21 protein-coding genes are annotated in these 25,823 nt (G+C 54.1%); 9 read left to right on the forward strand and 12 right to left on the reverse strand.

The window, feature by feature from the left end; translation table 11 throughout:
• Positions 1 to 49: 49 nt before the first annotated feature.
• Positions 50 to 439 (forward strand): SMU1112c/YaeR family gloxylase I-like metalloprotein, encoded by a 390-nt coding sequence (gene gloA2, locus OQ371_RS10815; RefSeq protein WP_265993777.1) that lies wholly within the window; start codon positions 50 to 52, stop codon positions 437 to 439.
• Here gloA2 and OQ371_RS10820 read toward each other — a convergent pair whose 3' ends face one another.
• The 6 genes from OQ371_RS10820 to OQ371_RS10845 all read right to left on the reverse strand — a co-directional run bounded on the left by OQ371_RS10820 (position 440) and on the right by OQ371_RS10845 (position 8,978).
• Positions 440 to 997, reverse strand: coding sequence for a hypothetical protein (locus tag OQ371_RS10820; protein ID WP_265993778.1), 558 nt, complete (start codon positions 995 to 997; stop codon positions 440 to 442).
• Positions 994 to 2,136, reverse strand: coding sequence for an efflux RND transporter periplasmic adaptor subunit (locus tag OQ371_RS10825; RefSeq protein ID WP_265993779.1), 1,143 nt, complete (start codon positions 2,134 to 2,136; stop codon positions 994 to 996). The genes OQ371_RS10820 and OQ371_RS10825 overlap by 4 nt, the downstream gene beginning before the upstream one ends.
• Complete coding sequence (locus OQ371_RS10830; protein ID WP_265993780.1) at positions 2,133 to 5,360, reverse strand: efflux RND transporter permease subunit; 3,228 nt, start codon at positions 5,358 to 5,360, stop codon at positions 2,133 to 2,135. The genes OQ371_RS10825 and OQ371_RS10830 overlap by 4 nt, the downstream gene beginning before the upstream one ends.
• 8 nt (positions 5,361 to 5,368) lie before the next feature.
• Entirely contained in the window at positions 5,369 to 6,730 is a 1,362-nt protein-coding gene (locus OQ371_RS10835; protein ID WP_265993781.1) for a TolC family protein, read from the reverse strand.
• Between the two features lie 201 nt (positions 6,731 to 6,931).
• Complete coding sequence (locus tag OQ371_RS10840; RefSeq protein ID WP_265993782.1) at positions 6,932 to 8,236, reverse strand: hypothetical protein; 1,305 nt, start codon at positions 8,234 to 8,236, stop codon at positions 6,932 to 6,934.
• A 148-nt stretch (positions 8,237 to 8,384) separates the two neighbouring features.
• Positions 8,385 to 8,978: a Crp/Fnr family transcriptional regulator gene (locus tag OQ371_RS10845; RefSeq protein WP_265993783.1), complete on the reverse strand. Its 594-nt coding sequence runs from the start codon at positions 8,976 to 8,978 to the stop codon at positions 8,385 to 8,387.
• A 163-nt stretch (positions 8,979 to 9,141) separates the two neighbouring features.
• On the opposite strand from OQ371_RS10845, the gene OQ371_RS10850 reads away from it, so the two are divergent.
• The 3 genes from OQ371_RS10850 (at position 9,142) to OQ371_RS10860 (ending at position 11,695) form a co-directional block, all read left to right on the forward strand.
• Positions 9,142 to 9,558 (forward strand): OsmC family protein, encoded by a 417-nt coding sequence (locus OQ371_RS10850; protein ID WP_265993784.1) that lies wholly within the window; start codon positions 9,142 to 9,144, stop codon positions 9,556 to 9,558.
• Between the two features lie 188 nt (positions 9,559 to 9,746).
• Positions 9,747 to 10,424 (forward strand): response regulator transcription factor, encoded by a 678-nt coding sequence (locus OQ371_RS10855; RefSeq protein WP_265993785.1) that lies wholly within the window; start codon positions 9,747 to 9,749, stop codon positions 10,422 to 10,424.
• Complete coding sequence (locus OQ371_RS10860) at positions 10,421 to 11,695, forward strand: sensor histidine kinase (RefSeq protein ID WP_265993786.1); 1,275 nt, start codon at positions 10,421 to 10,423, stop codon at positions 11,693 to 11,695. The genes OQ371_RS10855 and OQ371_RS10860 overlap by 4 nt, the downstream gene beginning before the upstream one ends.
• Before the next feature lie 50 nt (positions 11,696 to 11,745).
• On the opposite strand, the gene OQ371_RS10865 is transcribed toward OQ371_RS10860, so the two are convergent.
• Both OQ371_RS10865 and OQ371_RS10870 read right to left on the reverse strand, forming a co-directional pair.
• Positions 11,746 to 12,810: a winged helix DNA-binding domain-containing protein gene (locus OQ371_RS10865; protein ID WP_265993787.1), complete on the reverse strand. Its 1,065-nt coding sequence runs from the start codon at positions 12,808 to 12,810 to the stop codon at positions 11,746 to 11,748.
• A gap of 96 nt (positions 12,811 to 12,906) precedes the next feature.
• Positions 12,907 to 13,434, reverse strand: a complete 528-nt coding sequence (locus OQ371_RS10870) for a DinB family protein (RefSeq protein ID WP_265993788.1) — start codon at positions 13,432 to 13,434, stop codon at positions 12,907 to 12,909.
• Between the two features lie 139 nt (positions 13,435 to 13,573).
• Between OQ371_RS10870 and OQ371_RS10875 the strand changes: the two genes are divergently transcribed.
• From OQ371_RS10875 to OQ371_RS10890, 4 genes are all read left to right on the forward strand, one after another.
• Positions 13,574 to 14,446: an arylamine N-acetyltransferase family protein gene (locus OQ371_RS10875; protein WP_265993789.1), complete on the forward strand. Its 873-nt coding sequence runs from the start codon at positions 13,574 to 13,576 to the stop codon at positions 14,444 to 14,446.
• 103 nt (positions 14,447 to 14,549) lie between these two features.
• The gene (locus tag OQ371_RS10880; RefSeq protein ID WP_265993790.1) at positions 14,550 to 15,017 is read left to right on the forward strand and encodes a nuclear transport factor 2 family protein; all 468 of its coding nucleotides are present in this window, start codon (positions 14,550 to 14,552) and stop codon (positions 15,015 to 15,017) included.
• 149 nt (positions 15,018 to 15,166) lie between these two features.
• The gene (locus OQ371_RS10885; RefSeq protein WP_265993791.1) at positions 15,167 to 15,808 is read left to right on the forward strand and encodes a carbonic anhydrase; all 642 of its coding nucleotides are present in this window, start codon (positions 15,167 to 15,169) and stop codon (positions 15,806 to 15,808) included.
• Positions 15,809 to 16,281: 473 nt separating this feature from the next.
• On the forward strand, positions 16,282 to 20,511 hold the full coding sequence (locus OQ371_RS10890) for a hybrid sensor histidine kinase/response regulator (protein WP_265993792.1): 4,230 nt from the start codon (positions 16,282 to 16,284) through the stop codon (positions 20,509 to 20,511).
• A gap of 80 nt (positions 20,512 to 20,591) precedes the next feature.
• On the opposite strand, the gene OQ371_RS10895 is transcribed toward OQ371_RS10890, so the two are convergent.
• From OQ371_RS10895 to OQ371_RS10905, 3 genes are all read right to left on the reverse strand, one after another.
• The gene (locus OQ371_RS10895; RefSeq protein ID WP_265993793.1) at positions 20,592 to 21,848 is read right to left on the reverse strand and encodes an asparagine synthetase B; all 1,257 of its coding nucleotides are present in this window, start codon (positions 21,846 to 21,848) and stop codon (positions 20,592 to 20,594) included.
• A 218-nt stretch (positions 21,849 to 22,066) separates the two neighbouring features.
• Positions 22,067 to 22,297: a PspC domain-containing protein gene (locus OQ371_RS10900; protein ID WP_265993794.1), complete on the reverse strand. Its 231-nt coding sequence runs from the start codon at positions 22,295 to 22,297 to the stop codon at positions 22,067 to 22,069.
• A 141-nt stretch (positions 22,298 to 22,438) separates the two neighbouring features.
• The gene (locus OQ371_RS10905) at positions 22,439 to 24,589 is read right to left on the reverse strand and encodes an FUSC family protein (protein ID WP_265993795.1); all 2,151 of its coding nucleotides are present in this window, start codon (positions 24,587 to 24,589) and stop codon (positions 22,439 to 22,441) included.
• Between the two features lie 245 nt (positions 24,590 to 24,834).
• Between OQ371_RS10905 and OQ371_RS10910 the strand changes: the two genes are divergently transcribed.
• On the forward strand, positions 24,835 to 25,074 hold the full coding sequence (locus OQ371_RS10910) for a hypothetical protein (RefSeq protein WP_265993796.1): 240 nt from the start codon (positions 24,835 to 24,837) through the stop codon (positions 25,072 to 25,074).
• A 300-nt stretch (positions 25,075 to 25,374) separates the two neighbouring features.
• Here OQ371_RS10910 and OQ371_RS10915 read toward each other — a convergent pair whose 3' ends face one another.
• Positions 25,375 to 25,779, reverse strand: coding sequence for a hypothetical protein (locus OQ371_RS10915; protein WP_265993797.1), 405 nt, complete (start codon positions 25,777 to 25,779; stop codon positions 25,375 to 25,377).
• Positions 25,780 to 25,823 lie beyond the last annotated feature (44 nt).

Here is a 25,823-nt window from a genome sequence, read left to right on the forward strand (position 1 = left end):
ATAGTTATAAAAAATGTCACTATTTTCTTACTGAAACATCCGTTTTTACATGCTGAAGCTCAACCACATTCACCACATTGCCATCATCTGCTCCGATTACGAACGGTCGAAGCATTTTTATACGGAAATACTTGGCTTGGAAATCATGCAGGAGATCTACCGGGCTGCGCGCGATTCATACAAGCTGGACCTGGCGCTGAACGGGCAGTATGTGATTGAACTGTTTTCGTTTCCTGACCCACCGGCGCGCCCTTCGCGGCCCGAAGCCCTGGGGTTGCGTCACCTGGCGTTTGCGGTTGAGGATGTAGAAAAAGCAAAAGCCGCCCTGGAAGCGGCTGGCGTGGAGGTGGAGCCCATCCGGGTCGATGAACATACCGGGCGACGGTTTACGTTCTTCAGCGATCCGGATGGGTTGCCTCTCGAGTTTTACGAAGAATAATCAGTGAGCCGTGGAAAGCTGCGGCATCGCCGTTTGCTGGCGGCAGTGCTCGTAGGCTTCAATGAGTCGGTTGTGGTGCTGCCGGGTTTTGAGCCAGGTCCGGGCGGAGGTCTGCTGAATCATTTCCTGCATGCAGGGGTATTTGGCAAACGCGGCCTCCAGGTTATGCCGGTTTAACGACAGCACCGGTTCGTCGGGCGTCACGCTGAAAAAGTAGTGCTCCGTGGCGCCCTCGCCAAACTCCGACTGGCGGTAGAGCGTCAGCGTTTTTTCCTCGACCACTTCGTAGGTTTTGCCCAAATACAGCCGGTAGAGCGTGCCGTTGGTCTGCTGGTATCCCCAAAGCTGCTCGGTGGGCGCGGCCTTTTTCTGGCCCCCGTCCGTCGTAACCTGAACCTGATACGGATGCCAGTGGACTTTCACCGCCCGCAGGTCCGGTTGCTGAAGCTGGTAACCGCCCGTTTCGTTGCGGTACACCAGTTGGTAGTGGTTGCGCTGGGAGCGGCAGCCCTGAACCAGGAGCAATACCGCCCACAACCCGATTAGATACCGCTTCATTTCCGACCGGCGTTTACGGCCTGACCGTCGCGGATTTCTTCCGACGCAATCCGGACAATGGGTTCACCGGCGTGCAGTCCGCCAAATACTTCCACCAGACTGTCGAGCGTGTTGCCTTTTTCGACGGTCACCCACTCGGCTTTGTTGTTGGCGACCCGAATGACAAACGTTTTCTCGCTGGAGCTGACCACGGCGGTTTTCGGAACAAACAGCGTGGAAGCCGTCCGTTCAACCGGCAGCCGAACCTCGGCGTACATGCCGGGCTTGAGCAGATTGGTCTTGTTGTCCACATCGAACTCGGCCATCATCGCCCGGTTGGCTTCCACCAGACTCTGGGCGCTCCGGGCCAGTTTTGCGTTGAACTGCTGCTCCGGCATGGCGCTGACGCTGAACGAAACCGTGCTTTTGCTGGGCAATTGGTTTGCAAACGTTTCCGGAACGGCTACCGTCAAGCGCAACGTCCGGCTATCTTCCAGTACAAACAGCGGTTTGGCGTTGCTGTCCCCCGCGCCCACCAGCGCTCCGGCGCTGACGTTCCGTTCGGTGATGACGCCGTCGAACGGCGCCGTGATGGTCAGGTACTGCCGCAGTTCCTTTTTGGTCTGGTAATTGGACCGGCTGGCCTGAATCGTGCCCGTGGCAACGGCTACCGTCGCGCTGTCGGCCAGCATCCGGGCTTCGGCCTGATCGAGTTCGTGCAGCGAAACGGCCCCTTCCACTTTGCTGGTTTGCAGCAGGCGGTTATACGTGAGCCGACTGGCACGGAACCGGGCCTTCTGCTCGTTGATGGCGGCTTCCTGAGCCTGCAACTGGGCCTGGGCCTGCGCCAGTTCCGACAGTACTTCCGGCGCGTCGAGCACCGCCAGTACCTGCCCTTTGCGAACAACCGAACCCCGGTCGACGCGCACATCGCGGATGAACCCTTTCACTTTGGCGTACAGGCTCACCCGGTTCCAAGGTTTCAATTCGCCCGGCAGAACAATCTGTTTGCTGGGGCGCAGGGTCTGCACTTCCGCCGTAGCCACCTGTTGCACTTCGGGCGCCTTGACGGTTTTCTTTTCTTCACTGGAGGCTGAGGTGCAGGCCGCCATACCGGCTGCGGCAACAACGGGCCAAACGAGGTTTAAAAGCGGTTTCATGCGACAGTACTCAAGGGTTGGTGATAAAATTTGCTTTCCGGATCTTCCGGATCAAGGGATACCGATTGGAGGGCGGCTTTGGTCTGGAACTGGGTAAACACACAGGGCAGAATCAACAGGGCCGCCAGCGTGGAGGCAATCAAACCGCCGATCACGGCCTGACCGAGCGGGGCAATCTGGTCACCACCTTCGCCCATGCCCGATGCCATCGGCACCATCCCGGCAATCATGGCGATGCTGGTCATCAGAATCGGACGGATCCGGCTGTTGGCCGCCAAGACCACGGCTTTGCGCGTATCGCCAATCTCCAGCCGCAAGTTTTCGGCGTTCGTCACCATCAGAATGGCGTTGGCCACCGACACGCCCACGGACATGATCAGCCCCATGTACGATTGCAGGTTGAGCGTCGCTCCGCAGGCCAGCAGCATCAGCAAGGCTCCGGCTACTACCGCGGGAATGGCCGCCAGAATCACCAGCGAGAGCTTAAACGACTGGTAATTAGCCGCCAGCAGCAGGAAGATAATCACGATGGCGACGAGCAGACCGGTTTGCAGACTACTGAGCGTATCGGTCAGCAGGTTGGTCTGGCCGCCCATTTCGACCAGGACGCCCCGGGGCGGTTCGCCCGCGTTTTTGATGGCCTGTGTGACGGCTTTCTGCGCCGAACCCAGGTCTTTTTCCTGCAAGTTGGCCGTGATCGTCACCAGTCGGTTCGGACCGGCGCGGTCGTATTCACCGGGGGCCGTGCCTTCCGTGAAGGTGGCAACGTCCGACAGCAAGGGGTGCATTTCGCCACTTTTCAACGGAATATTACCGATGTCGCTGGCGCTGCTCATTTTGTATTCCGGAATCTGCACCTGCACCTGATAGGCCAGCCCCTTCGACTCGTCGAGCCAGAGGTTTTTATCGGTAAACCGGCTGGACGAGGTAGCCGCCACCATCGACCGGGCCACCTGCGTGGACGTGACGCCCAGTTGACCGGCGCGTTCACGGTTCAGCGTAACGTTCAGGACGGGGTATTGCAACGGCTGGGCAATCTGCACATCGCGCAGGAAGTCGATTTTCGCCATTTCGGCCCGGATCTTGTTCGCAAACCGCCCGGCTTCGGCTAGGTCCTTGGCGGCAACCGTCACCTCGATCGGCGTGGACGCGCCCTGGCTCATGATTTTTTCGGTCAGCTCGATGGGTTCGAACGAAATGGCCGCCGTGGGCAGAGCTTTGGCGATGCGCCCCCGCAGGTCTTCTTTCAGATCGTCCATTTTCACCGGATGTTCTTCGTTGAGCGACACCTGCAAAACCGCTTCGTGGGGTCCGCTGTTGAACACGAAGATGTTGGACGTACCGTAGCTGGATGGCACCGTGCCGACGTAAGCCGACGAAATTTCGACATTGTCCGCACCCACGGCTTCTTTGATGATATCCAGCACCTTCAGCGTCGCCATCTCGGTGCGTTCTACCCGCGTTCCGTCCGGAATTCGCAGGCGCATCTGGAATTGGTGGCTGTTGCCGTGCGGCAGAATGTCCGTTCCGATGACCATGAAACAGATGACAATAACCGCCAGACTGCCCACCAGATAACCACCTACCACCAGCCCCCGGCGGTTCAAGACTTTTTCGAGGACAGCCGAATACCGTTGCTTGAACTTGTCAAAACCGGTTGGATTCTTGGCCGGGTGGGCGGCTTCATCGAGGATGGAATGACGTTCGGCTGCATCCAGCGCCAGCGTTGGCGCTTCATGTTCCGGGTGGCTTTTTAGCAGCCAGTTGGCCAGTACCGGCACAAAGGTCTGCGAGAGCAAGAACGAAACGATCATGGCAAATCCCACCGACAGCGACAGCGGCAGAAACATCGAGCGCGGCACCCCACTCATCACGAACGCGGGCGCAAAAACCGCCAGAATCGCCAGCAGAATCAGAAATTCCGGGAAAACAATTTCCTTACAGGCATCCCAGATGGCCACGGCTTTGGGCTTGCCCATCTCCAGGTGCTGGTGAATGTTTTCAATCGTCACCGTCGCCTGATCGACCAGAATCCCGATGGCCAGCGCCAGTCCGGAAAGCGTCATGATGTTGATGGTTTGCCCGAACAGATTGAGCATCAGGACGGCCGCCAGAATGGAGATCGGGATGGTCGTGATTACGATGATCACACTCCGCCAGTCGCGCAGGAACAGCAACACCATCAAACCCGTCAGCACCGCGCCCAGAATCCCTTCCGTGACCAGACTTTTGAGGGCGTTGGTCACGTAAACCGACTGGTCGAATTCGTAGGAAATCTTCACGTCTTCCGGGACGGCCGCGCGCAGTTCGGGCAGGGCCTTCCGGATGTTGTTTACCACATCGAGCGTCGAAGCATCCGACTTTTTGACCACCGGAATGTAAACCGCCCGCCGTCCATTGACCAGCGCGTAACTCACCGTTACGTCGGCTCCGTCTTCCACCGTGCCAATGTCCCGCACAAACACCGTTGGTCCGGCGCCCACGCGGATCGGAATGTTCAGGAAATCTTCCGGCCGCTTCACCAGCGAATTCACCGGCGTCATCAGGGCTTTGTCGCCAATTCGGATGTTACCGGCCGGCGAGGGCTGGTTGTTGGTAACAATCGACTTGATGACCTCTTCGGGCGTGAGCTGGTAACTGCGCACGAGTTGCGGATCGACCTTGATAATGACCGTCCGCTGGTTACCCCCGAACGGCGGAGGGCTGGATACGCCCGGAATCCGGGAGAACATCGGCCGCACCCGCGACGACGCGTAATCCTGAATTTCGTTCAGCGAACGGCTCTGGCTTTCAAAAACCAACTGCCCCACCGGTACCGAGCTGGCATCAAACCGCACGACCTGTGGCGGCACGGTTCCTTCCGGCATGTAAGCCTTTGCCCTGGAAACGTTGTTGGCGACTTCGGCAGCCGCCTGCGCCATGTCGGTACCGGGATAAAATGAAAGTTTGATCAGCGACAATCCCTGAATGGTTTTAACGTCGATGTCGCGGATACCGGAAACGTACAGAAAGTGGTCCTGGTAACGGGTGGCAATAAAGCCGTCCATCTGATCGGGGGCCATCCCGCCGTAGGGCTGGACGACATAAATGGTGGGTAAATCCAGATTCGGGAAGATATCCACCGGAATGGTTACCAGCGACAGCCCCGAAAAAAACAGGATACCGAGCACCAATACCACCACCGAAATGGGTTTCCGCAGGGCGGAGCGAATGATCTGATACATAGAATAGACTAGTTAAGCTGGTTCATGAAGATCGACAGGTCGCCCTCGGCCGCAGCCTTCAGGAGCAGAAAACGCCAGACGTTGCTGGTGGCAACGTAGCCATCGGTTTCGGCCCGGTTGAGGGTGACAAAACTTTGCAGGAGCGTGGGCAGATCGGCCAGACCGTTCTGGTAGCGGGCCTGGGCCTGATTGTAGGCCTGCCGGGCCGCCCGGAGCTGAACGGGAGCCTGCCGGGCCTGTTCCAGACCAACCGAAAGCTGGGTTTCGGCTTCCCGGTTTTGGCGGGTTATGCGCAGTTGCTGGTCGTTGTAGAGTTGCCGGAACCGCTCGACCTGAAACTGCTCACTGCGGTAATCGTGCTTGAGCCGCAGGGTGTTGGTCAGGTTCCAGCGGGCCACCACACCGAATAAGTAATTCGTGGCTTGATAACCCAGGCCCCGGTTGAAATCCATGCGGAACGATTCGTCGGCGTTGGTGAATCCCGAACCCCGCGCCCAACCCGCTCCGACGAGCGAAATGGAGGGCAGCATGGACCGTTGCAAGGCCGTGCTCCGGGCGGATGATAAATCCATTTGCGATTGGAAAAGCCGCAGAACCGGGTTTTTCGGGGAAATGGAATCGGATTCAAAACGGGTTTGGGGCAGCGTCGTGTAAAACCGCATGCTATCGACCCGCAGATCGGTCTGCACCTGGCCGACGAGTTCCGACAGCCGCAGCCGCTGCACCTGTTCGCGCTGCTCACTTTCCAGCAGTTGCAGCCGGGCGCGAACGGCTTCGGCAGTGGCCAGCGAGCTATCAACGCCCGCCCGCATACCGGATTTAACGCCCGCATCGACCACGTTTTTGAACGTCTGCGCCCGTTCGAAGTTCGCGCGCTGCACATCCACGAGCTTCTGGCCCACCAGGAGCGTCAGGTAAGCGTCGATGATCCGGACCTGGTGCTGAAACAGTTCGTTTTCATAGTCCGACTGCGACCGGTGGTGATCCGCTTCGGCGGCTTTGACGTTGGCCTTCACCCGCCCGAAGTTGATGATCCGCCAGTCGATGACGGCGCTGACGAAGCTGCCGGTGGTGCCCTGGTAAATGTTGTCGGGCCGAATGCCGCCGGACGTAGAGATGGCCGTTCCTTCGTTGGGGAAAAACGAACCGTTCAGGGCGTTGCTGGTGGCGTAGGTGTACTGATCCTGAACGATCATGCTGGGCAGGAACTCCGTTCGGCTGGCCTGAACCCGTTTTTCAGCGCTTTTGATTTCGGCCTGCTTGGACTTTAAAAACGGATACGCCTGCGTGCCCTGGTCAATGGCCTGCGTTAAGGTCAGCGTTTGCGCCCGGGCGTCGGCAAACCAAAGGTTGGTTATACATAGGAGCACCGCCAACACCTTTTGACGGTACTGGCGGGCGTTCGGTGAAGCAGCGGCTTTCCTATGAGGCTTACCACTAAAAAACGAAGCGTGTGTCATCGGAATAAATGGGTTGGTTCTGGTAAGAATCGCGACCAATTATTCCACAAAACAATCGTTCAATTCTGGAAACATTTGGGAAAGTCTCCTTAAACCGATGCTTTCCTATTTTTAACGAAGTCGTTTCACGCGAAATTTACAGGTGATTGCTTTTCCGCCCTGGCCACATTCGCCGTTTGGGTATAAAATGGTCTTGAAATTACCTTCTACGTATTCACCGGGTTTCGCGGCCCATTGAGTAATCTGAATGGCGCCGTCTGAGTTGACGGTGTTGTAAGGGGATTGGCAACCGGAATACATGGCGGCATAAACCTTTGAACCGGGCCCCATGCTGAATTCAAGAGCCGCCAGATCCTTGTCAAAAACATATTGACCCTTTCTACCAGGAAAATCCTTGATGGTAATGTCCAGCACCCGGCGATTGGGGGCGGTGGCGCGGAGGAAAAATTTGCCGTCAAACTCGCCAGTAATACAGCCTGTTGCACAATCGCCGTTGATGTCAAAGGTTTGGTCGTCAAACGTAAATTTTAGGTATTGTTCCGTCACGATTTCAATCGGAACAGGAAAGATCATCTTCATAGGACTCCGGCCCGTAATTTCGCCCGTGGCAGGGTCTGTATCATACTGAAAATTAGAAAACGTAAAGTTAACAAAGACCGGGTTCTTGGCGGGTGTTTGGTTGGGGGCCGTATACGTACAGACCGTTCCGGCGGGTGCCAGCTTTCCTTCGCCGTCTAGCTCCCAGGTCATTTTCTCCCCATCTTTGCCCGGGTAATCTTTCCAGACACTATCCACTAAGCCAATCTCTACCCCGTCAATAATCTCCAGGTTTCCAATCTGCTGCAATTTCAGAAGCGCCTTTTCCCCGGCTTTCAGCGTCGTTCGGTCGGCCACCACGCGATAGTATTCGCAAACCTGCCAATCACTGAAGTGGGTGGTTGTCACCGTCAGCGTTTTTTCAGTCGTATTAAGCGTGGTTTTCGTAACCAGCCGGTACTGGCCACTGGCGTTCTGGTAAGCCAGAAACAGGGCTTCCGGCACGGTGCCTTCCAGCGGAAGATTCGCATACGAAAGGCGGAGCGTCAGCGGTTTTGCAAACGTCGTTCCTTCGGGCAGCAGCCGGAACGATTCGGAGCGGGCGCCGGGCAGGGTGTTTTCAACGGGCTGGATCGAAAATTCCGTTGCTTTGGCAACGGCTCCGGCCGGAATGGTCAAGGCAACGCGGCCATCGGCCGTCGCCAGAGTTCCTCCTTCGGCACCGATGGTTTTTGTTGTGGCCGCTCCAATGACCGCTCCGTGCTCAAAGACGGTAACCTGTTTACCAGGTGTGATCGCTTCAGTTGCCTCTTTTTGGCAGGAGGTAAGCAGCACTGCGCTCAGCAGCGCAGCCGTTTTCAGCAGATGATTCAGTAGCATTGTTGTTTTTACGAGTTAATGAGGCAAATTATCTCCTGAATCATCGGCTCAAAACTCATAAAAGCCTGGACTGCGGTTAGTGCGGGATGAAGTGGAACGAACCACCGCTGAATCGGGCGACCTCAATCCTTCCGGATGGCATCAGGGATCACCGCCGGGCCACCTGCGCCCGGATGCGGCTCAGGGAGGGGCCTTTGATGCCCAAGTAAGAAGAGATGTGACCCAGCGAAACCCGGTTCAGAATGTTCGGGAAGGCGTCCAGCAAATCCGTGTAGCGTTCCTCGGCGCTCCGCGTCAGTAAACTTTCCGACCGGCTCTGGTTGAACATGAAGTACTGCTCGGCCAGCAACCGTCCGAAACGCTCCCAGCCGTGCGACTGCACGTATAGAAGTTGCAGATGGTCGCGGTCAATCACCATCAGCTCCGCATCCTCCAGGGCTTCGATGAGGTACGGGCAGGTCATTTGCGTCAGTAATCCTTTCAACGAAGTCAGAAAAGCGTGTTCCGGAATGAAGTAGAGGTTGTGCTCCTGCTCGGTTTTGGGGTCCACATAATACACCCGAAAGAGCCCCTTTAGGATAAAGCCCACCTGCCGACAGACCGAATTCTGAAAATTGAAATAGTCGTGCCGGGCCATCGTCCGGACGTGCCAGAACTCCCGGGCCAGTTGCCAGTCGGCTTCCGAAATACCGGCAAACTGCTGAAGATGATGGTATAAAATGGCTTGTTTCGACGAAATCATCTTCTTTAAAATGGGATTGCCCGCCAACAAGTTCCTTGCACGCGTCGCAAAAAATTGGGGTGCGTCGGACGCTTTTTAACCTAGGTGAAAAAGCGTCCGAAAACCGTCGGTTACCTTTGAACCATCGAAAATAATTCACGAACTACTTCAAATCAGAACCGCCATGAAAATCACACGCAATGCCTCCGCACACTGGGCCGGAACCGGAAAAGATGGAAAAGGAACCCTGACCACCGCCAGTACCGTTCTGAATCAGACGCAATATTCGTTTAATACCCGCTTTGCCGACGGCATCGGCACCAACCCCGAAGAACTGGTGGCGGCCGCCCATGCGGGCTGCTTCGCCATGCAGCTGGCCTTCAACATTCAGCAGGCCGGTTTTGCCGCCGATTCGCTGGACGTAAGCTGCGCCGTGACGCTGGAAGACGGCGGAATCACAAGCTCGAAGCTGACGCTGAAAGCGGGCGTGCCGGGACTGGATCAGGCAAAATTTGATGAACTGGTTGACCATGCCGAGCACAACTGCCCGATTTCGAAACTGTTCAACACCACCATTAGCGTGGACGCTACCCTGGCGTAACCAATTAAATCCTGATTAAAACGGCGGCCGAATGGTTCAATTCGGCCGCCGTTTTTGTTTTGTCATGAGTTAGTAATCAGGGTGATACCGTTGGCAGGATGGGCGGGGGAAAATTTGGAAAGCTGAAAACCTCCCAAATCTTTCCAACATTGGCGTTTACCTTGACGGCTTTTAAAAGCTGATGACGCATGAAAGTACTGGTGGTAGAAGATGAAAAAGGGCTGGCCGAGAGCATCACCGATTACATGAGCAAGGAGGGGTATCTTTGCGAAACGGCGAGCACGTTCCGGGAAGCCGATGAGCGAATTTATCTCTATGATTACGACTGCGTGATCGTGGACCTGACGCTGCCCGACGGCGACGGGTTTCAGATTATCCAGACGTTGAAAAAGCTACTGGCGACCACCGGCGTCATCATCATTTCGGCCCGCAACGCGCTGGAAGACAAGATTCGCGGACTGGAAATCGGTTCGGATGATTACCTGACCAAACCGTTTCACCTCTCGGAGCTGAACGCCCGGGTGAAGTCGCTGATCCGACGGCGGAATTTTGGCGGCCATACCGAAATCCGGTTCAAAGAGATTGTGGTTAATCCGTCGGCCCGGAAAGTGTACATCAATGGCCAACTGACGGTTTTGTCCCGGAAAGAATACGATCTGCTGCTGTATTTTCTGTCGAACATCGACGTAGTGCTGACCAAAGTTTCCATTGCCGAGCATTTGTGGGGCGACAACATCGACTCGGCCGATTCGCTGGATATGGTGTATTCGCACATTAAAAACCTGCGCCGGAAGCTGCTGGAAAAAGGCGGGTCGGACTACCTGCGCTCGGTATACGGAATCGGGTACAAATTTGGAGAATCTTGAAACTACTGACTAAAACCAATCAAATCTACCTGGCTTTTTCGCTGGCAGTCTACCTCTTCGCCGGGCTGGCCTTCTATCAGGTCGTCCGGTTTCTGATTTATAAGGAAGTGGAAAGTCGGTTGCGTGTGGAACGGCTTGACTTTGAAGGGTATATCAAAACTCACAAGAGCTGGTCGGATACCACGTATTTTGTCGAAAACAAGATTGACGTCGATCCGGTGGGTGTCCATTCGCAGCGGAAGGAAACGTTCAGCGACACGCTGATTCGCAACCGGTATGACAGCGAGCCGATGCCGTTTCGGCAACTCACGTTCTACACGCCCATTCAGGGGAAAATGCACCGGGTGGCCATCCGGAAGTCACTGATTCAGTCGTACCAGCTCATTGAAGTGATTACGGTGACGATGGCGGCCTGTCTGGGGCTGCTGTTGCTGGGCACGTTCTGGTTTCAGGGCAAGCTGTCGGGGCGGCTCTGGCATCCGTTTTACGAAACCCTGGCCCGCATCAAACGCTTCAACCTGGCGAGTGCAACGCCCCTGCAACTGGACAAGCCGGAGATTAACGAGTTTCGCGAATTAAACGAGGTGCTGCGCAAGATGGGCGACAAAATGCAGCAGGATTACCGCAGCCTGAAGGAATTTACCGAAAATGCCTCCCACGAAATTCAGACCCCGCTGGCGCTGATTAACGCCAAAGTGGAGCAACTCATCCAATCCGAGAAGCTGACCGAAACCCAGACCCGCTGGATCGAAGATATTTACCAGGCTTCCCGGCGTATGGCCCGGCTGAATCAGGGTTTATTGCTGCTGGCAAAAATTGAGAATCAGCAGTTTACCGGCAACCAAACCATCGACCTGACGGCTTTGCTGACTGAGAAACTGGACGATATGGAAGAGGTTTTACACCATAAACGGCTTTCGGTTCAGATTCAGCACCGCACCCCGTTTGCCGTGCAACTGCCAATGCCGCTGGCCGAAAGTCTGGTGATGAATCTGGTCAACAACGCCATCAAGCACAACTACCCGGATGGACGGCTGGAGTTGGTTTCGGACGGAAATCAGCTGTGGCTTGGCAATACCGGCAGTCCGCTCACGACGGACCCGGAGCGCTTGTTTGAACGGTTCAAGAAAGCAGGTACCGGGCCGGATTCGGTCGGGCTGGGCCTGGCCATTATTAAGGAAATTTGCGAAAATTACGGCCTGCGCATACGCTACGAAGAAGAAAACGGCTGGCACCGGTTTTGTATTTCCCGGAAACCGGACGAGAAGTAAACGAAATTATCAGCCCACGGTTTAAACCGTGAGCTAAAAAATAAATTCAATCACAATACGTTTAAAAACGCCTGGTATCGGTCAATTGCGGCTGATAAGGCCCGCTGCTGCGCGCTGCTGAGTGAAACAAACAAATTGGTTTCTACCAAAACCGTCTGCTTTGTTTTCTTCCGGTTCCAGGTACCCACCACCCGCCCGTCAATCACGATCACCGGGCTGAAAATCCCGTTTCCGGCTTTGGCAACCTGCGCCGAATCCAGCCCCTCAAAGGCGGCTGAGCGATCTTTGTAAGCCACCAGGTATTCGTCATAAACCGGCAGCAGAAAGGCCGTCGGTTCGGAAATGCCCAAATCGGGCAGCGATGGCGGCATCCAGTAGGTTTGTCCGTCAACTACTTCCGACCGAAAATAGGCTTTGACCAGCTCAATACCGGCTTTGCCTTCGGTCAGGGTCAGGCTCGACCACCAGCTAAAATCCGCCAGGGTGGCCGGACCGTGGCTGGTAAAATACCGTCGGGTCAGTTCGGCCAGGGCTTCCTCGCGCGGTAATGTTTTTGGGCGGGGCACCCATTCGTCCAGCAAAGCAAACGTAAATTCCTTGTCGCGCCGAACGCCGTGGCAAATGAGCCGGTCGTAGGAGGCCCGGCCGAGCAGAAGGCCTAGCCGGTTTTCGTCAGTCGGAACCCCGGCTTCTTCGAGCAGCGCCTTTAACTCGCTGCGTTTTAACTGGTTGTCGCCCGTTAAGGCTTTCTCCAGTACCGCGTGACTTTTCGTAATCACGGTTTCATCCAGTTCATGTCGGCGCAGGTAACCGGCATACGCAGCGTGCGAACGCGGATGAATCAGGTCCAGCAGCCAATGGATGTCGGAAGCCGCCACAAAATGCAGTGTGCCGCGCATCGGCCAGGTGCGGATGATGGTTCGGTCGGCGATGGCCAGTTCGATGTCTGCATCCGTGCCGGCGGGTAGCCGGTTGCCGAGTGCCCATTTGCCGGCGGGAAAATCCTGCGCCTGAACCGCTCCAAACCAGGCGACCATCTCGGCGGGCGTGGTCAGCGTTGGCTGCGCCAGTTGCTGGTTGTAAAGCCGGTAGCGAATCAGATCCGAATGAGTCATGTTTTCTTAAGAAGAAAGAGGGTAGACAAATGAGCAAAGACCGTATACTCTTTTTCTCTTGTCTTTATTTATTTGTCTATCCTCTTTATGTCTAGATCACTTCATCAAAAAATAAAAGCAGTAGTCCGTCATGGGCGCATCCGTCAGCCCCAGATTGCGGCCGATCGTGACCACCTGCCCGCGGTGGTAGGTGCTGTGGTTCAGGCAGTGGTGGGTAAACTCAAGCCGTGAGCGAATTCCTTGGGCCCAGGGTGAGGCAAAAACCACATCTTCCTGCAACTCGGCTTCGGTCAGCGACCGGAGGTAATCGGCCAGCTCCACCGATTGGTCAACAATTCCCTCAAAAACATCCTCCACGGTTCCCTCAAAACCGACCCAGATAAACGACGTGGGGGCCGGAACCTGCTGCAACACCGACAGCCAGAACCGTTGGGTATCCCAGATGTGCAGCAACGTCTGTTTCAGGCTGGGGTAGCTCGACGGTACGGTTTGCTCCATCAGCGCCACGGGTTTGGTTTTCAGCCAGTCGACCAGTTGCTGGTTAGCCCACAAATTGTAACTTGCGTAGTCGGTGACGAAGGAAGCCACTGTCAGTTCGGATTTTTCAACCAATGCGTGTGCCATGATGCTGTGGGGTTTTGTATAACACAAAGAAACAACCGACCCGTGACAGCCCTATGTCAGCAGCCAAGCACAAATTTTAGGATTCCTGAAAAATATCTCCGGCAATTTTTTCATACAACTCTACTTCTGAACATCCGCTATGGTATCACAAGTCACGCAGGAGCCGGCGAAGGGATCCGACCGGCCCGAACTTGATCTCGATGCTTATTTCCGGCGCATCGGCTATACCGGCGACCGCACGCCAACGCTCGAAGCGCTTCGGGAGATCCAACGGCTGCATACGGCCACCATCCCGTTCGAAAACCTCAATCCATTGCTCGGTATTCCGGTTTTGCTGGACCTCGGTTCATTGCAGCAAAAAATGGTGCAAAATGGCCGGGGCGGTTATTGTTTCGAGCAAAATCAATTGCTTAGTCATGTGCTGAAAGCCCTGGGGTTCCGGGTGCGGGGCCTGGCTGCCCGGATTTTATGGAACGTACCGGATGGGGTGGTCAAAGCGATCAGCCACAAGCTGCTGAACGTGCAGGTGGGCGACGCGTGGTATCTGGCCGATGTCGGGTTCGGTGGTTTGTCGCCCACAGGACCCATAAAGCTGGAACTAAATGCAGTGCAGAAAACACCCCATGAGCCGTTTCGGCTCATCGAGAGGAATGAGGAACTGCATTTACAGGCTAACGTGAAGGACGAGTGGCGGTCGTTGTACTGCTTTACGTTGCGCGAACACCAGTCGCCGGATTATGAGATGTTTAGCTGGTATTTGTGTCATCATCCCGATTCGTATTTTCTGAATAATCTGGCCGTGGCCCGTTCCACTGCCGACCGCCGGTACGGCCTGCGCAATACCGTTTTTACTACCCATCACCTCGGGGGCGAATCCGAGCAACGCGAACTCACCAGCGTTGCCGAAATCCGGGCCGTTCTGGAGGAGGTTTTTCAGATTACCCTTCCCGACCATTCCAGCCTTGATCTGAAGTTGCAGCGGTTGATTGACGAAGCCGCTGCCGCCCAGTAACGGTTTTTGCAAAGGCGTTTTTGCGTGTCGTGAAAGGGTAAGTGGTTGGCGTGTTTGGGTACCCGCTTCGCGCTGCTGGCCCGCTACCTTTGTCAAAAAAGGGATGAAAACAATCACACTTGCCCTGCTTCTGGCCTTCAACAGCCTGGCCGGGCAGCAAAAACCAGAACCGATGGAAAAGCAAACCGTACAGATCGTCACCGAGTTTTTGACCGCCGTCCAAACAGGAGATAGTGCCACAGTAGCCGCTTCGCTGCACCCGAATATCGAATGGAGCCAGCCGGGCAACAACCGATTTTCGGGCACCAAAAAGTCGAGCGCGGAAGTTTTTCAGATGGTGGGTGGCATGCTGGAAGTGTCGGCCGGTACGCTGGCTCTGACGGATGTGAACGTAACCGCCGTAAACGGCAACGCGGTAGCCTGCCTGGTCCGCTGGAAAGCCGTCAAACCGACCGGTGTTGTCTTGGATGTTAACAATATTGACGTCTACACAGTTGAGAGTGGACAGATTACCCGGGCAGTAGTGTTTTCTGACAATCTTGCTCAGGAGGATGAGTTTTGGCTTCGGTAACAACAACCGGATGGCTGGCTCCGACGGTATTCTGAATACGGTCGGAGCTTTTGCTTTTTTTGTAATGCTATTTTTGAGAACTTGGGCGGCCGGCAGGACGGTTTGCCATTAACCCCGCGACGGTCTACTTCACATTTAAAATCCTATCCATGAAGATCGAGACAATCTTTCAGAACAACGAAAAATGGGTGGCTGAGAAACTAGCCATCAATACGAACTATTTCAATGAGCTAGCGCAGGGGCAACGGCCTGAATTTCTGTACATTGGCTGCTCCGATAGCCGCGTTACGGCCGAAGACCTGATGGGTGTTCAGCCGGGTGATGTATTTGTGCACCGCAACGTCGCCAACCTGGTTAACAACGTCGATTTGAACGTCATGTCGGTAGTAAATTACGCCATCCGGCACCTTAAGGTTAACCATGTTGTAGTATGTGGTCACTACAATTGCGGGGGCGTTAAAGCCGCCATGCAACCGGTCGATATGGGCATCCTGAATCCCTGGCTGCGGAATATCCGGGATGTATACCGTCTGCACAAAGACGAACTGAACGCCATTGAAGATATTAACGCGCGGTATAATCGGCTGGTGGAACTGAACGTAGAAGAACAATGCGTGAACCTGATCAAAACGGCGGCTGTTCAGGAGGCTTTCCGCGATCGGGGGTTGATCGTACACGGCTGGGTGTTTGATATTAATACCGGCAAATTGATCGATCTTAAAATCAACTTCCAGGAGAAACTTGAGGCCATCAAGGAAATTTATAACCTGAGCGACAGCCCCATGTTCTAATTCAGACGGCTCGGTAGCTGAGCAACCGACTTGGTTAGCTCGGGTCGAAACCCGTTTCAGATGAATTATTTTGTGGCGCCCTGCGTCAGTCAGCGGTTCCGGCCGTTGTCAACGCAGGGCGCCAGGCTATGTAGAATGCGGGCGGTTCACCAATTTCCCCTCAACTGCTGCTCCGCCAGACCAGTCTAATCCGGTCAAAGCCGCCAAACCACTCAATTGGTCATCCGGTCCAGTCCCTCCCGCTTCGTAAAAACAGCTTTGCCTGTCGGCTTCTGCAGCAGCCCAATAAAGGATAACAACCCGGGCAAAGGCTTAAAATTTTCTATTGGACCGTCCTGCGGCAAATACGGCTAAAATCGAGTTTCGACGGTGAAATTTTACGCACGGTTTTTGATATAATATCCTAATTGCCAGATGTAATTAGAATATAATCAGAATCGATTTCTCTCACTGTACCGCTCGGCGGGTTTCTTATGAACGTATCAAAAATCCTGCTGCTGCTAGTCCCGTTGCTGATTCGGCCGTTTATCGCTCAGGCAACGCCGATCCGGTTTAAGCACATCACAGCCGATGAGGGGCTTTCGCAGAGCAACGTAACGTGTATTTTGCAGGATAAGCGGGGCTTTATGTGGTTTGGCACGCAGGACGGTTTGAATCGGTTTGATGGGTATAGCTTCACCGTGTACCGGAACAATCCCAAAAACTCTACCAGCCTGAGCCACAGTTTTATCCGGGCGTTGTACGAAGATCGGAAAGGGCGTTTGTGGGTGGGTACCGAAGACGGGGGGCTGAGTTTGTTTAATCGGGAGACCGAAACGTTTGTCAATTACCAGCGCTCAGCGTCTAATTTAAAAAGCATCAGCCACAATCAGGTGACGTCCATTGCGGAGGACCGGCAGGGCTACCTGTGGGTCGGAACCGCCGGTGGAGGGCTCAACCGCTTCGATCCGGTCAGCCGGACGTTTGCGCATTTTACGCACGATTCGGCGAAATTCGGCAGCCTTGGAAACGATTTTGTGAATGACCTCCGGGTTGACTCGAAGGGGCGGGTCTGGGTCGCTACGGGCGCGGGGCTGGACCTGCTCGATGCGGCCACCCAGACGTTTCGGCATTTTGTGCATAATCCGGCCGATCAGACTTCCTTGAGTTACACCAACGCAATGACGCTTTTCGAAGATTCTCAAAAGCGAATCTGGATCGGAACCGAAGGGGGTGGGCTGAATTTACTGAATACAGATCAGCAAACCTTTACTCAGTTTCAATACAGCGAAACCAACGCAAATACCATCGGCCACAACGATGTCATTTCGCTGGCGGAAGATCAGGCCGGGAATTTGTGGATCGGTACGCGAAACGGTGGTATCAGTCTGTTAAACAAAAGCCGTACAACGGTTACCCGCAACCCGTACGACCCCAACAACACCGAAGGGCTTAACAATGGCTCTATTTACGCCATGTGCCGCGACCGGTGGGGCAATATGTGGGTAGGAACCTACAGCGGAGGAATTAATTTTTACGACCGGAACCCTCCAAAGTTTGAGGTCTACCGGAAGGAAAAAGACAACAGCAACGGTCTGAACAACAATAATATTCTTTCCGTACTTGAAGATCAGGACGGGCAAGTCTGGATGGGAACGGACGGCGGAGGACTAAATCGTCTGCAGCGCAAAACCCAGCAAAACCGCCGGTATGTACACCGGGCCGACGATCCGAACAGCATTGGCAGCGACTTTGTCCTGTGTGTTTACGAAGATCGTGACCACAACATCTGGGCCGGTAACTACAAGGGCGGATTGAGCCTGTGGCGAAAAGAAACGGACGATTTCTTGAACTTCGCAAAAACAGATGATGCAAAAGGTCTTAGCAACGAGAGCATTTACACCATCGTTGAAGACCAGCAGGGTAATCTGTGGCTGGGCACGCTCGGGGCCGGGGTCAGCCGGTACGATAAAAAAACAGGCACGTTTACCCACTTCCGGCCCAATCTGGATCAAAAGGGTAGCTTGAACGACGGGTATGTTCGTTCGTTATACTGCGACCGCAACGGCATGATCTGGATCGGCACGCAGGGCGGGTTAAACCGGTTTGACCCCCTCCGGAATCAGTTTACGGTTTACTGGAATGACCGGAAAAGCCCGGGTAGAATAAGCAGTAATCTGGTCAATAGCATTTATGAAGATAGCAACGGCACGTTGTGGGTCGGTACCGACAGCGGATTGAATCGGTTTGACGCCAGGACGAATCAGTTTACCGTTTTCCGTCAGCCGGACGGCCTGCCAAACGATGTTATACAGGCCATCGCTGAAGATAAGTACAAAAATCTCTGGATCAGCACCAACAAAGGACTTTCCCGGTTCAATCTGCGCTCGAAAACATTCCGGAATTACGGGGTTAGCGACGGGTTGCAGGGGAGTTCGTTCAGCCGGGATGCGGTCTTTGTGGGGCGCGATGGGGAGCTTTTCTTTGGCGGCACCAACGGGTTGAATATTTTTTACCCCGACGAGTTACGCGACAACCCGAACCTTCCACCTGTTTTTGTTACTGACTTCCAGCTTTTTAACCAGCCTGTTGTCATCGGAGCGCCGTATTCTCCGCTCCGAAAAAGCATTGATGAAACCGCCGAGATTACCCTTGAATACTGGCAGTCAACCTTTTCGTTGAAGTTTGCGGCCCTCAATTATTCGTTGCCGGAAAAAAATCAGTATGCCTACAAGCTGGAAGGCTTTGAGAACGAATGGAATTACGTGGGAAATACCCGGATGGCTACGTACACCAACCTGGACCCGGGTGAGTACGTTTTTCGGGTAAAAGCTTCCAACAACGATGGGATCTGGAACGAGCAGGGAACCACCCTGCGGATCACGATTACGCCCCCTTTATGGCACACCTGGTGGTTTCGGACGGGGCTGGTACTGTCGTCGCTGCTGATTGCCTACTTGCTGTACCGGTTGCGGATTCGGTCCATTGAAGCGCAGAAAAAAGTCCTGGAAAAAGTCGTGAATGAACGTACCGCCGAGGTTCTTCACCAGAAGGAAGAGTTACAGGCCCAGTCGGAACATTTACAGACGCTGGTGGAAGAAATTCACGACCAGCGAACCCAGGAACGACTGGCGCGGGAAGAAGCCGAGAAGGCCAATCAGGCCAAGAGCGTCTTTCTGGCTACGATGAGCCACGAAATCCGGACACCGATGAACGGGGTGCTGGGCATGACCTATCTGTTGCAGGAAACCAACCTGTCCGAAGAGCAGCATGAATACGTTGATACCATTCACCAGTGCGGTACGAACCTGCTGGGAGTGATCAACGACATCCTGGATTTTTCCAAAATTGAATCCGGGAGCATGGAACTGGAGCAGCAGGACGTCGATCTGCGGCATTGCATCGAAGACGTGCTCGATCTTTTTGCCAGCAAAGCCGCCGAAATGGAGCTCGATCTGGTCTATGAAATTGAGCATCAGGTGCCAACGCAGATCGTCGGCGATGCCCTGCGGCTCCGTCAGATCCTGATCAACCTCGTCGGTAATGCCATCAAGTTCACGGAACGGGGCGAGGTTTTTGTCAGCATTGGGGTCCAACGGCGCTTCAGTGATGAAACCCTGGAGCTGGTGTTTCGGGTGCGGGATACCGGCATCGGGATTCCGGACGACAAACTGCAACGGCTTTTCAAGGCTTTTTCGCAGGTCGATTCATCCATGACCCGGCGCTACGGGGGTACGGGGCTGGGGCTGGCCATCAGCGAACGGCTGGTCAAACTGATGGGCGGGGTAATTTCGGTCGAGAGCCAGATTGGCCGGGGAACGACGTTTACCTTCACCATTCAGTGTCCCATCAGCCAACAGGCGCAGCGGCAGTATGTATTCTTCAATACCGGTGAAAACGACGGAAAGCGGGTTCTGATCGTTGACGATAATCCCACAAACCTGACCATGCTGAAAGCGCACCTCGAGCAGTGGAAACTGACAGTCGTAGCGGCATCGTCGGGCAAACAGGCATTGGCCATCATGACGCAGGAAGCCCCCTTCCACCTGGTGCTGACCGACATGCAGATGCCGGAAATGAACGGAGTGCAACTGGCGCGTAGCCTTCGCAGCCGCAACCTTACCCTTCCCATTATCTTGCTGAGTTCCATTGGGGAAGAAAACCGTAAGGCATACCCGGAGCTTTTCTCGGCGGTATTGACCAAGCCGGTTAAGCAGCAACAGCTTTTTGATGTGGTGCAAAAACAATTAAAGCAGTCGGTCGATTTGCAGGCGGTTTCCACGAAGCCCGGAAATCAGGCCCTGACCGAAGCGTTTTCCCGGGAGTACCCGCTGCAAATCCTGATTGCGGAGGATTACCCGGCCAATCAAAAACTGGCCCTGAATGTTTTGGGGCGGTTGGGGTATCAGCCCCACCTGGCCCAGAACGGCGTCGAGGTGCTGGAGCTTGTGCAGCGACGGTTTTACGAAGTGATTCTGATGGACGTGCAAATGCCGGAAATGAACGGTCTGGAGGCCACGGCCTGGATTCGGCAACAGCCGGGGCCGCAACCCACGATTATTGCGATGACCGCCAACGCCATGGCCGAAGACCGGGACGAGTGCCTGCGCGCCGGTATGGATGATTACATTTCCAAACCCATTGTGATTGAAGAACTGAAGACGGCCCTGCAACAAGCCTCGCTGCTGCGTCAGGCCCAATCGGCCTCTAATTCCAATTCATAAAAAAGCACCGGCGTGCGGGCGTTGCGACGCCCGCACGCCTTTTGACTTGTAGTCAAACGGACCTGCACGGATTTCAGCAATTACGTTTTCCGCTTTTTCTTCTTGGCCGACGGGAACAGGACGTTGTTCAGAATCAGACGGTAACCGGGTGAATTGGGATGCAGATTAAGGTCGGTTGCCATCTTCCAGCCCCCGCCCCGGGTGCCTTCGGGGTCGTGGCCGCCGTAGAACGTCCATTGACCGATGCCGCACTCGCCGTAAATGTACCGGTCGGAACTGGGGCTGGTACCCATCACGAGCACGTTTGGCTTGACGGTATTTTTGCGGAAAGCGGTGGTCTGGCCGTGAAACTCCTTAATGTTTGATTCGTGGTTCTGCACGAGCATGGCGGGAATCATATCCCATTTGGCCGAAAAATTAAACAGGCTAAAATAGCCCGACGGCTGGTCCCAGCCCCCAAACCGCCCCGCCGAACTGTTGATGTCGGAAAACGCCATGCCGCCGTAGCCGTTGTCGAGTTCCAGCGTGAAGTTCTGGAAGGCAACGGTTTTGCTGAAATCAAGCTTTGATTGGGCGTTCGGGTCGATGCCGTCGCCGTCGTAGGTGTTGCCGACAATATCAACGCCCTCAGCCGCCAGCGCAATGTCGAAGGTTTCGGCACCCGAGCACATGGCGAACAAGTAACCGCCCCCGGCGCAGAAATCCCGGATTTTCTTCGCCACCGCCAGTTTCATCTGCGATACTTTCGGGAAATTGAATTTTCGGGCAATGTCTTCCTGAGCTTTAATATCTTCCGTTGACATTCGGCGCGTGTTGCGGCCGTATTGACCCGTAAAATCTTCGTGGTGCAGGTGCAGCCAGTCGTACTTAACCAGTTCGCCTTTCAGAATTTCTTCGTCGTATACCACCTCAAACGGTATTTCGGCGTATTTCAGCACCAGAAGAACCGCATCCGTATTTTCGAATTCCGACGGGCTGACCTTGATGGGTGAATACACCACGATCTTGGCCGCCGTGACCAGCTTGACCGACGCCATGTTCAGGTCCGGGTTGGCAATCTGGCGCTGGATGTCATTGGCTTCTGCATCGGAGATGATTTCAAAGGAAATACCCCGTACCCGGCATTCTGTTTCGACGGCCGGGCTTTGTTTGATCAGGAAGCTGCCACCGCGGTAATTGAGCAGCCAGTCAAGCTCCAGGCCGGATTTAAGTACAAAATAGGCAATACCGTATGATTTGAGGTGGTTTTTCTGGCGATCATCCATCGGAATCAGGATGGAATTAGCCCGGGCAGCCATCGCCGTAAGGACCAGCAGAAGCGTGAGAAATCGTTTCATAACGGATTAGTTTTCGTGAAAGCACCCGAACGCAAAAAACTCCCTGTATTTCAGTTACCTAAGTTACTTTAAGTTTGTTCAAAAAAGGCAGGCAATCCGATAATTTGTGCCGGAAATCTATTCAATGAGACGCCGAAACAGGTGCCTTTCGTTGCGCATCCCGGGAAAACAAAAAAGCGGGCTATAAAGCCCGCTTTTTCTGAATTGATTAGCCGCCGTTAGTGATGCCGCTGGTCGGGGTGCGCCTGAAAATACCGTTCCCCCTTCGGCATGACGATCCACAGAACAAAGTAGATGATGACAATAGGAACGGAGGTCGGCAAAATGAGCATCAGAACGAAGAAAAGGCGTACAAAAACTTTATCGATGCCGAAATAATCCGCCAGGCCGGCCGAAACGCCACCCAACATAGCTTCGGAAGGAATTCGGTGCAATTGTTTCGCAGTCATGTCTTTATTAATTTAATCGTTTACGTTTTTCTGTTTTTTGTTGTTACTGTTGATGCAAAGGTACTATGTAATGCCAAGTAGCGAAAGGTATTTCTTATGAACGGATTCGGGCATACATGGCAGGCAGGAAAGCGGGATGAATCAGGTCAGAATAGTGTCCGTGAGTTTGCTGATGTCATGGCTTAACTTCTGAATGAAGTCCAGCTGTTCTTTCAGGGAACTGTCTTCCGCAATCATCGATTCCGGCTTTTCCGGACCGCTGGTCTCGGTGAGGGGCGGTTCCAGAGCGGTTTTAGCAGCCTCTCCATCAAGGCTTTTCAGGCTTTCGTTTAAAACGGATAAGGCCCGCCGGACGGGGCGCAGCATTTCGGGTGGGCAGACCGTGGGGCGTTCGGCATTCAGGTAGGCCGACGTAATGGTGGCGATGTTGGAAGAAAGAATATGATTCAACACGACAAACTCGTGGATGTCGTTGCGGTGCCATTGCTTGCTCTGTGGCTCGGAGGTCATGCGTTGAAAAGCGGCCGACAGGTTGGCGGAGTTAACGTACACGGCTTTACGGGCCAGTTTGTAGTCCGTAATGGTCACCGGTTTTCCGGAAAGGCTATCGAGCAGTTTACGCAGGTAATTGCGGTTGGCTTCCAATACCTCATGCAGGAGTCCTTTCAGTTGTTGCGATTCCCAGCGCGGAAAAAGGTAACTGGCGGCAAAGGCAATGGCGCAGCCGATCAGCGTATCGAGCACCCGCTCTTCCACCACACTGATGCCGCCCAGCCCCAGAAAACGAAGCATGATGAGAATATAGGGCGTCATCAGAATAACCATCACGATGTAATTCGCGCGCTGAAAGCTGTACGCGCCGAGCATGAGTGCGACCATCACCCAGAACAGGACGGTGTTGTTTGGAGCCATCCATAGAACGGCAACCCCGATGAGCCCACCCGCTATGGTGCCGATAATGCGCTCGTAATTGCGTTGTTTGGTCAGGCTGAAAGCGGGTTTGAGAATAACCGAGACGGTTAATAAAATCCAGTAACTGTGGTGGCCGTAGGCGATCAGTTTAGCAACCAGGAATCCCACCAGACAGGCGACGGTCATCCGGAGGGAGTGCCGAAAAATGGAGGAACCAAGCGTCAAGCTGTTCAGGATCAGTTTAAGATCAATTTCCTGGTGCGATACAAACCGCGAATATTCGGGAGCCTCCTTGTCCTTTGGATTGGTTTTACCGTCTGCCGACAGATAGGTGTGAATTGTGGTCAGGCGCTGGTTCAGGTTGCGGAGGTTAATCAGGATTTTTTTCAGCACAAAATTGCTGTTGTCTTTTTCCTGCTGACCAATTTCGTCGATCCGGGTCTTAAGTCGTTCCAGATGCCGTATCAGGTCTGCGCGGCTTTTATAAGGCCGGTTGGTCTGAATCGCCAGGCCAATGTAATCCATTTCGATGGCCAGTTGCCGGATCATCCGGGCGATTTCGTCCAGAACACCCGTTTTTCCGAACCGCTCCCGAATCGACGGGTAATCGTAATACATGGCAATAATCTGCTCATAGAGGTCCACAACATCGCTGAACGTAAGTACCAGCAGGCGGCCCGTCCAGGTTGATTCTTTCATAATCACCCGGGTTTTGAACAGCAGTTCGCGCACGGCATCCTGTTTTTCGCTAACGACGGCCTGCTGCGTAACCAGTTTTCGGTAATCCTCCTGTAAATCCGTCCGAACGCTGTAAAACTCGGCCTTGATCAGCAGAAACTTCGAAATTTCGTGGATGCATTCGCCCAGCGCCTGCTGGGCCGCTCGGTAGGGCCGGAGTTGGGTAGAAGAGAGGCTGATGGCGGTGTACCAAAGGCCCCCGGCGCACACCAGGGCTGCGTACTGCCAGACGGCCACCGGTTCGAGTTCCCGGTCTATCATCAGAATCATCGACAACAAACCTACCGTACCAACGGACGTTGCGCGGTTGCCGTAGATCGCAAACAAGGAAAAGAAAAAGCTGAAAAGCGCAACTTCGAGGCCCAACAGCCAGATATTGGTCCGGATAAAACCCGTGATGAGGGAAACGAGCACCATGACGAGCGTCCCGGCCAGCATGCCGTTACGCCGGTGCATGACGGGGCCGGGTGCATCCGTGATGCTGGCCCATAAAGCGCCCAACGAAACGGGCAGACCGGTCTCGAAATGCCCAAATTGATAAAAAACGACGGAAGGAATCAGGATGGCCAGCGTAATTCGCAAGCCATCCGAAAAATGCTGACCAGATAGAAAATACCGGACTTCCCGGATTTGTCTTTTCATGATGGCAAGGTAGGGTGTATTGCCCGTCTAATCAACTCACCAACTCGAAAAGCAATAAGGACTGCTAAAACCTGTTTGTAATTACCGGACCGCGATGGAGTAACCGGCCTTTTCCAACTGCCTGGCCCATTGGGGAGGAACGACGCAGTAATGCATTTTTCTTAGGCGAACAATGCTGTGACGTTCACCCGTACGTTGGTCGATGCATTGACGCCGATATAACGCAGCCGAAATGCAATCGAATTGTGGAAACATTTTCAAAAAATCAGCCGATGCTGCTTGTTGCTGGGTCAGCGGTAAAGACATACACTCGTAACGTAAAAGGTCAATTAGTTAAAAATAGAAATGGGAAAGACTCTTCAAAAGACGGTACGGTGGGTGAATATTGGCCTAAAAACCAGTTATTCAATTGTGGCTACGAAGTTACTAAGTTTATGGGATTAATACAACTGGAATGCCTTAAAAAAAATTGGACGATTATATAACTATATTTATGTTTTGGACCATTCGCTAACTTTTAAGTGTAAATAAACGGCGAACTGAATAAAAGAGAAGGGGATTTATTGGGAATTCGAACGGTCAAAAATGTACTATTTCCTGAGTGGGTAGTTGCTGGAATTAGCAGAAAAAGGCCGCTCAGAACAGGCTGGCGCGGAAAGAGGGATTTATTGAGTTAAGCAAGTACGGAGCTTCGAAAGCAAGCTTGGTCGCCGGGCATTTGTGATAAATCCTTGTCCAACCCGTCACGGGTCCAGGAGCGAACCCGTGACGGGCGTTTCCAAAATTCAGGGAATTAGCGCAATTTTCTTCGTCGGGGCAGCCGCTCGCAGACCCACGACCTGGGCTGTGATCAGGGCGGTCAGCACAGCCGTATCCATCAGCCTGATTTCCGTTGCCAGCGCTGAAACCGTTGGGCCCCAGATCAGCAGGTCAACGGAATAAACGAGAAGACAGATGTTTAGCCCGATAAGAACCTGAACCAGGCGTCGGGAAGGGGTCGGGCGCAGGGCCGCGTACGTTGCCAGTCCCGCCATGATCAAAAATTCAATACCGAAGAGTAACCGCTGACCACCCGCCAGCTCGTCAAGAAACGCAAAGGTGTTGCCGAAGAAAAGGAAGGCGATGGCGCTGAGTTCGGCGAAAAGGACGTTGCCCCAAAGGGCTTTCTGCAATACGGTTGACTTTTCCATGTTCGTGTTTGTTTTAGTGATGCCACAAAAGTAGGAGGAGGCTC

It is taken from the genome of Larkinella insperata, from assembly GCF_026248825.1.
GTDB classification, from domain to species: domain Bacteria; phylum Bacteroidota; class Bacteroidia; order Cytophagales; family Spirosomataceae; genus Larkinella; species Larkinella insperata.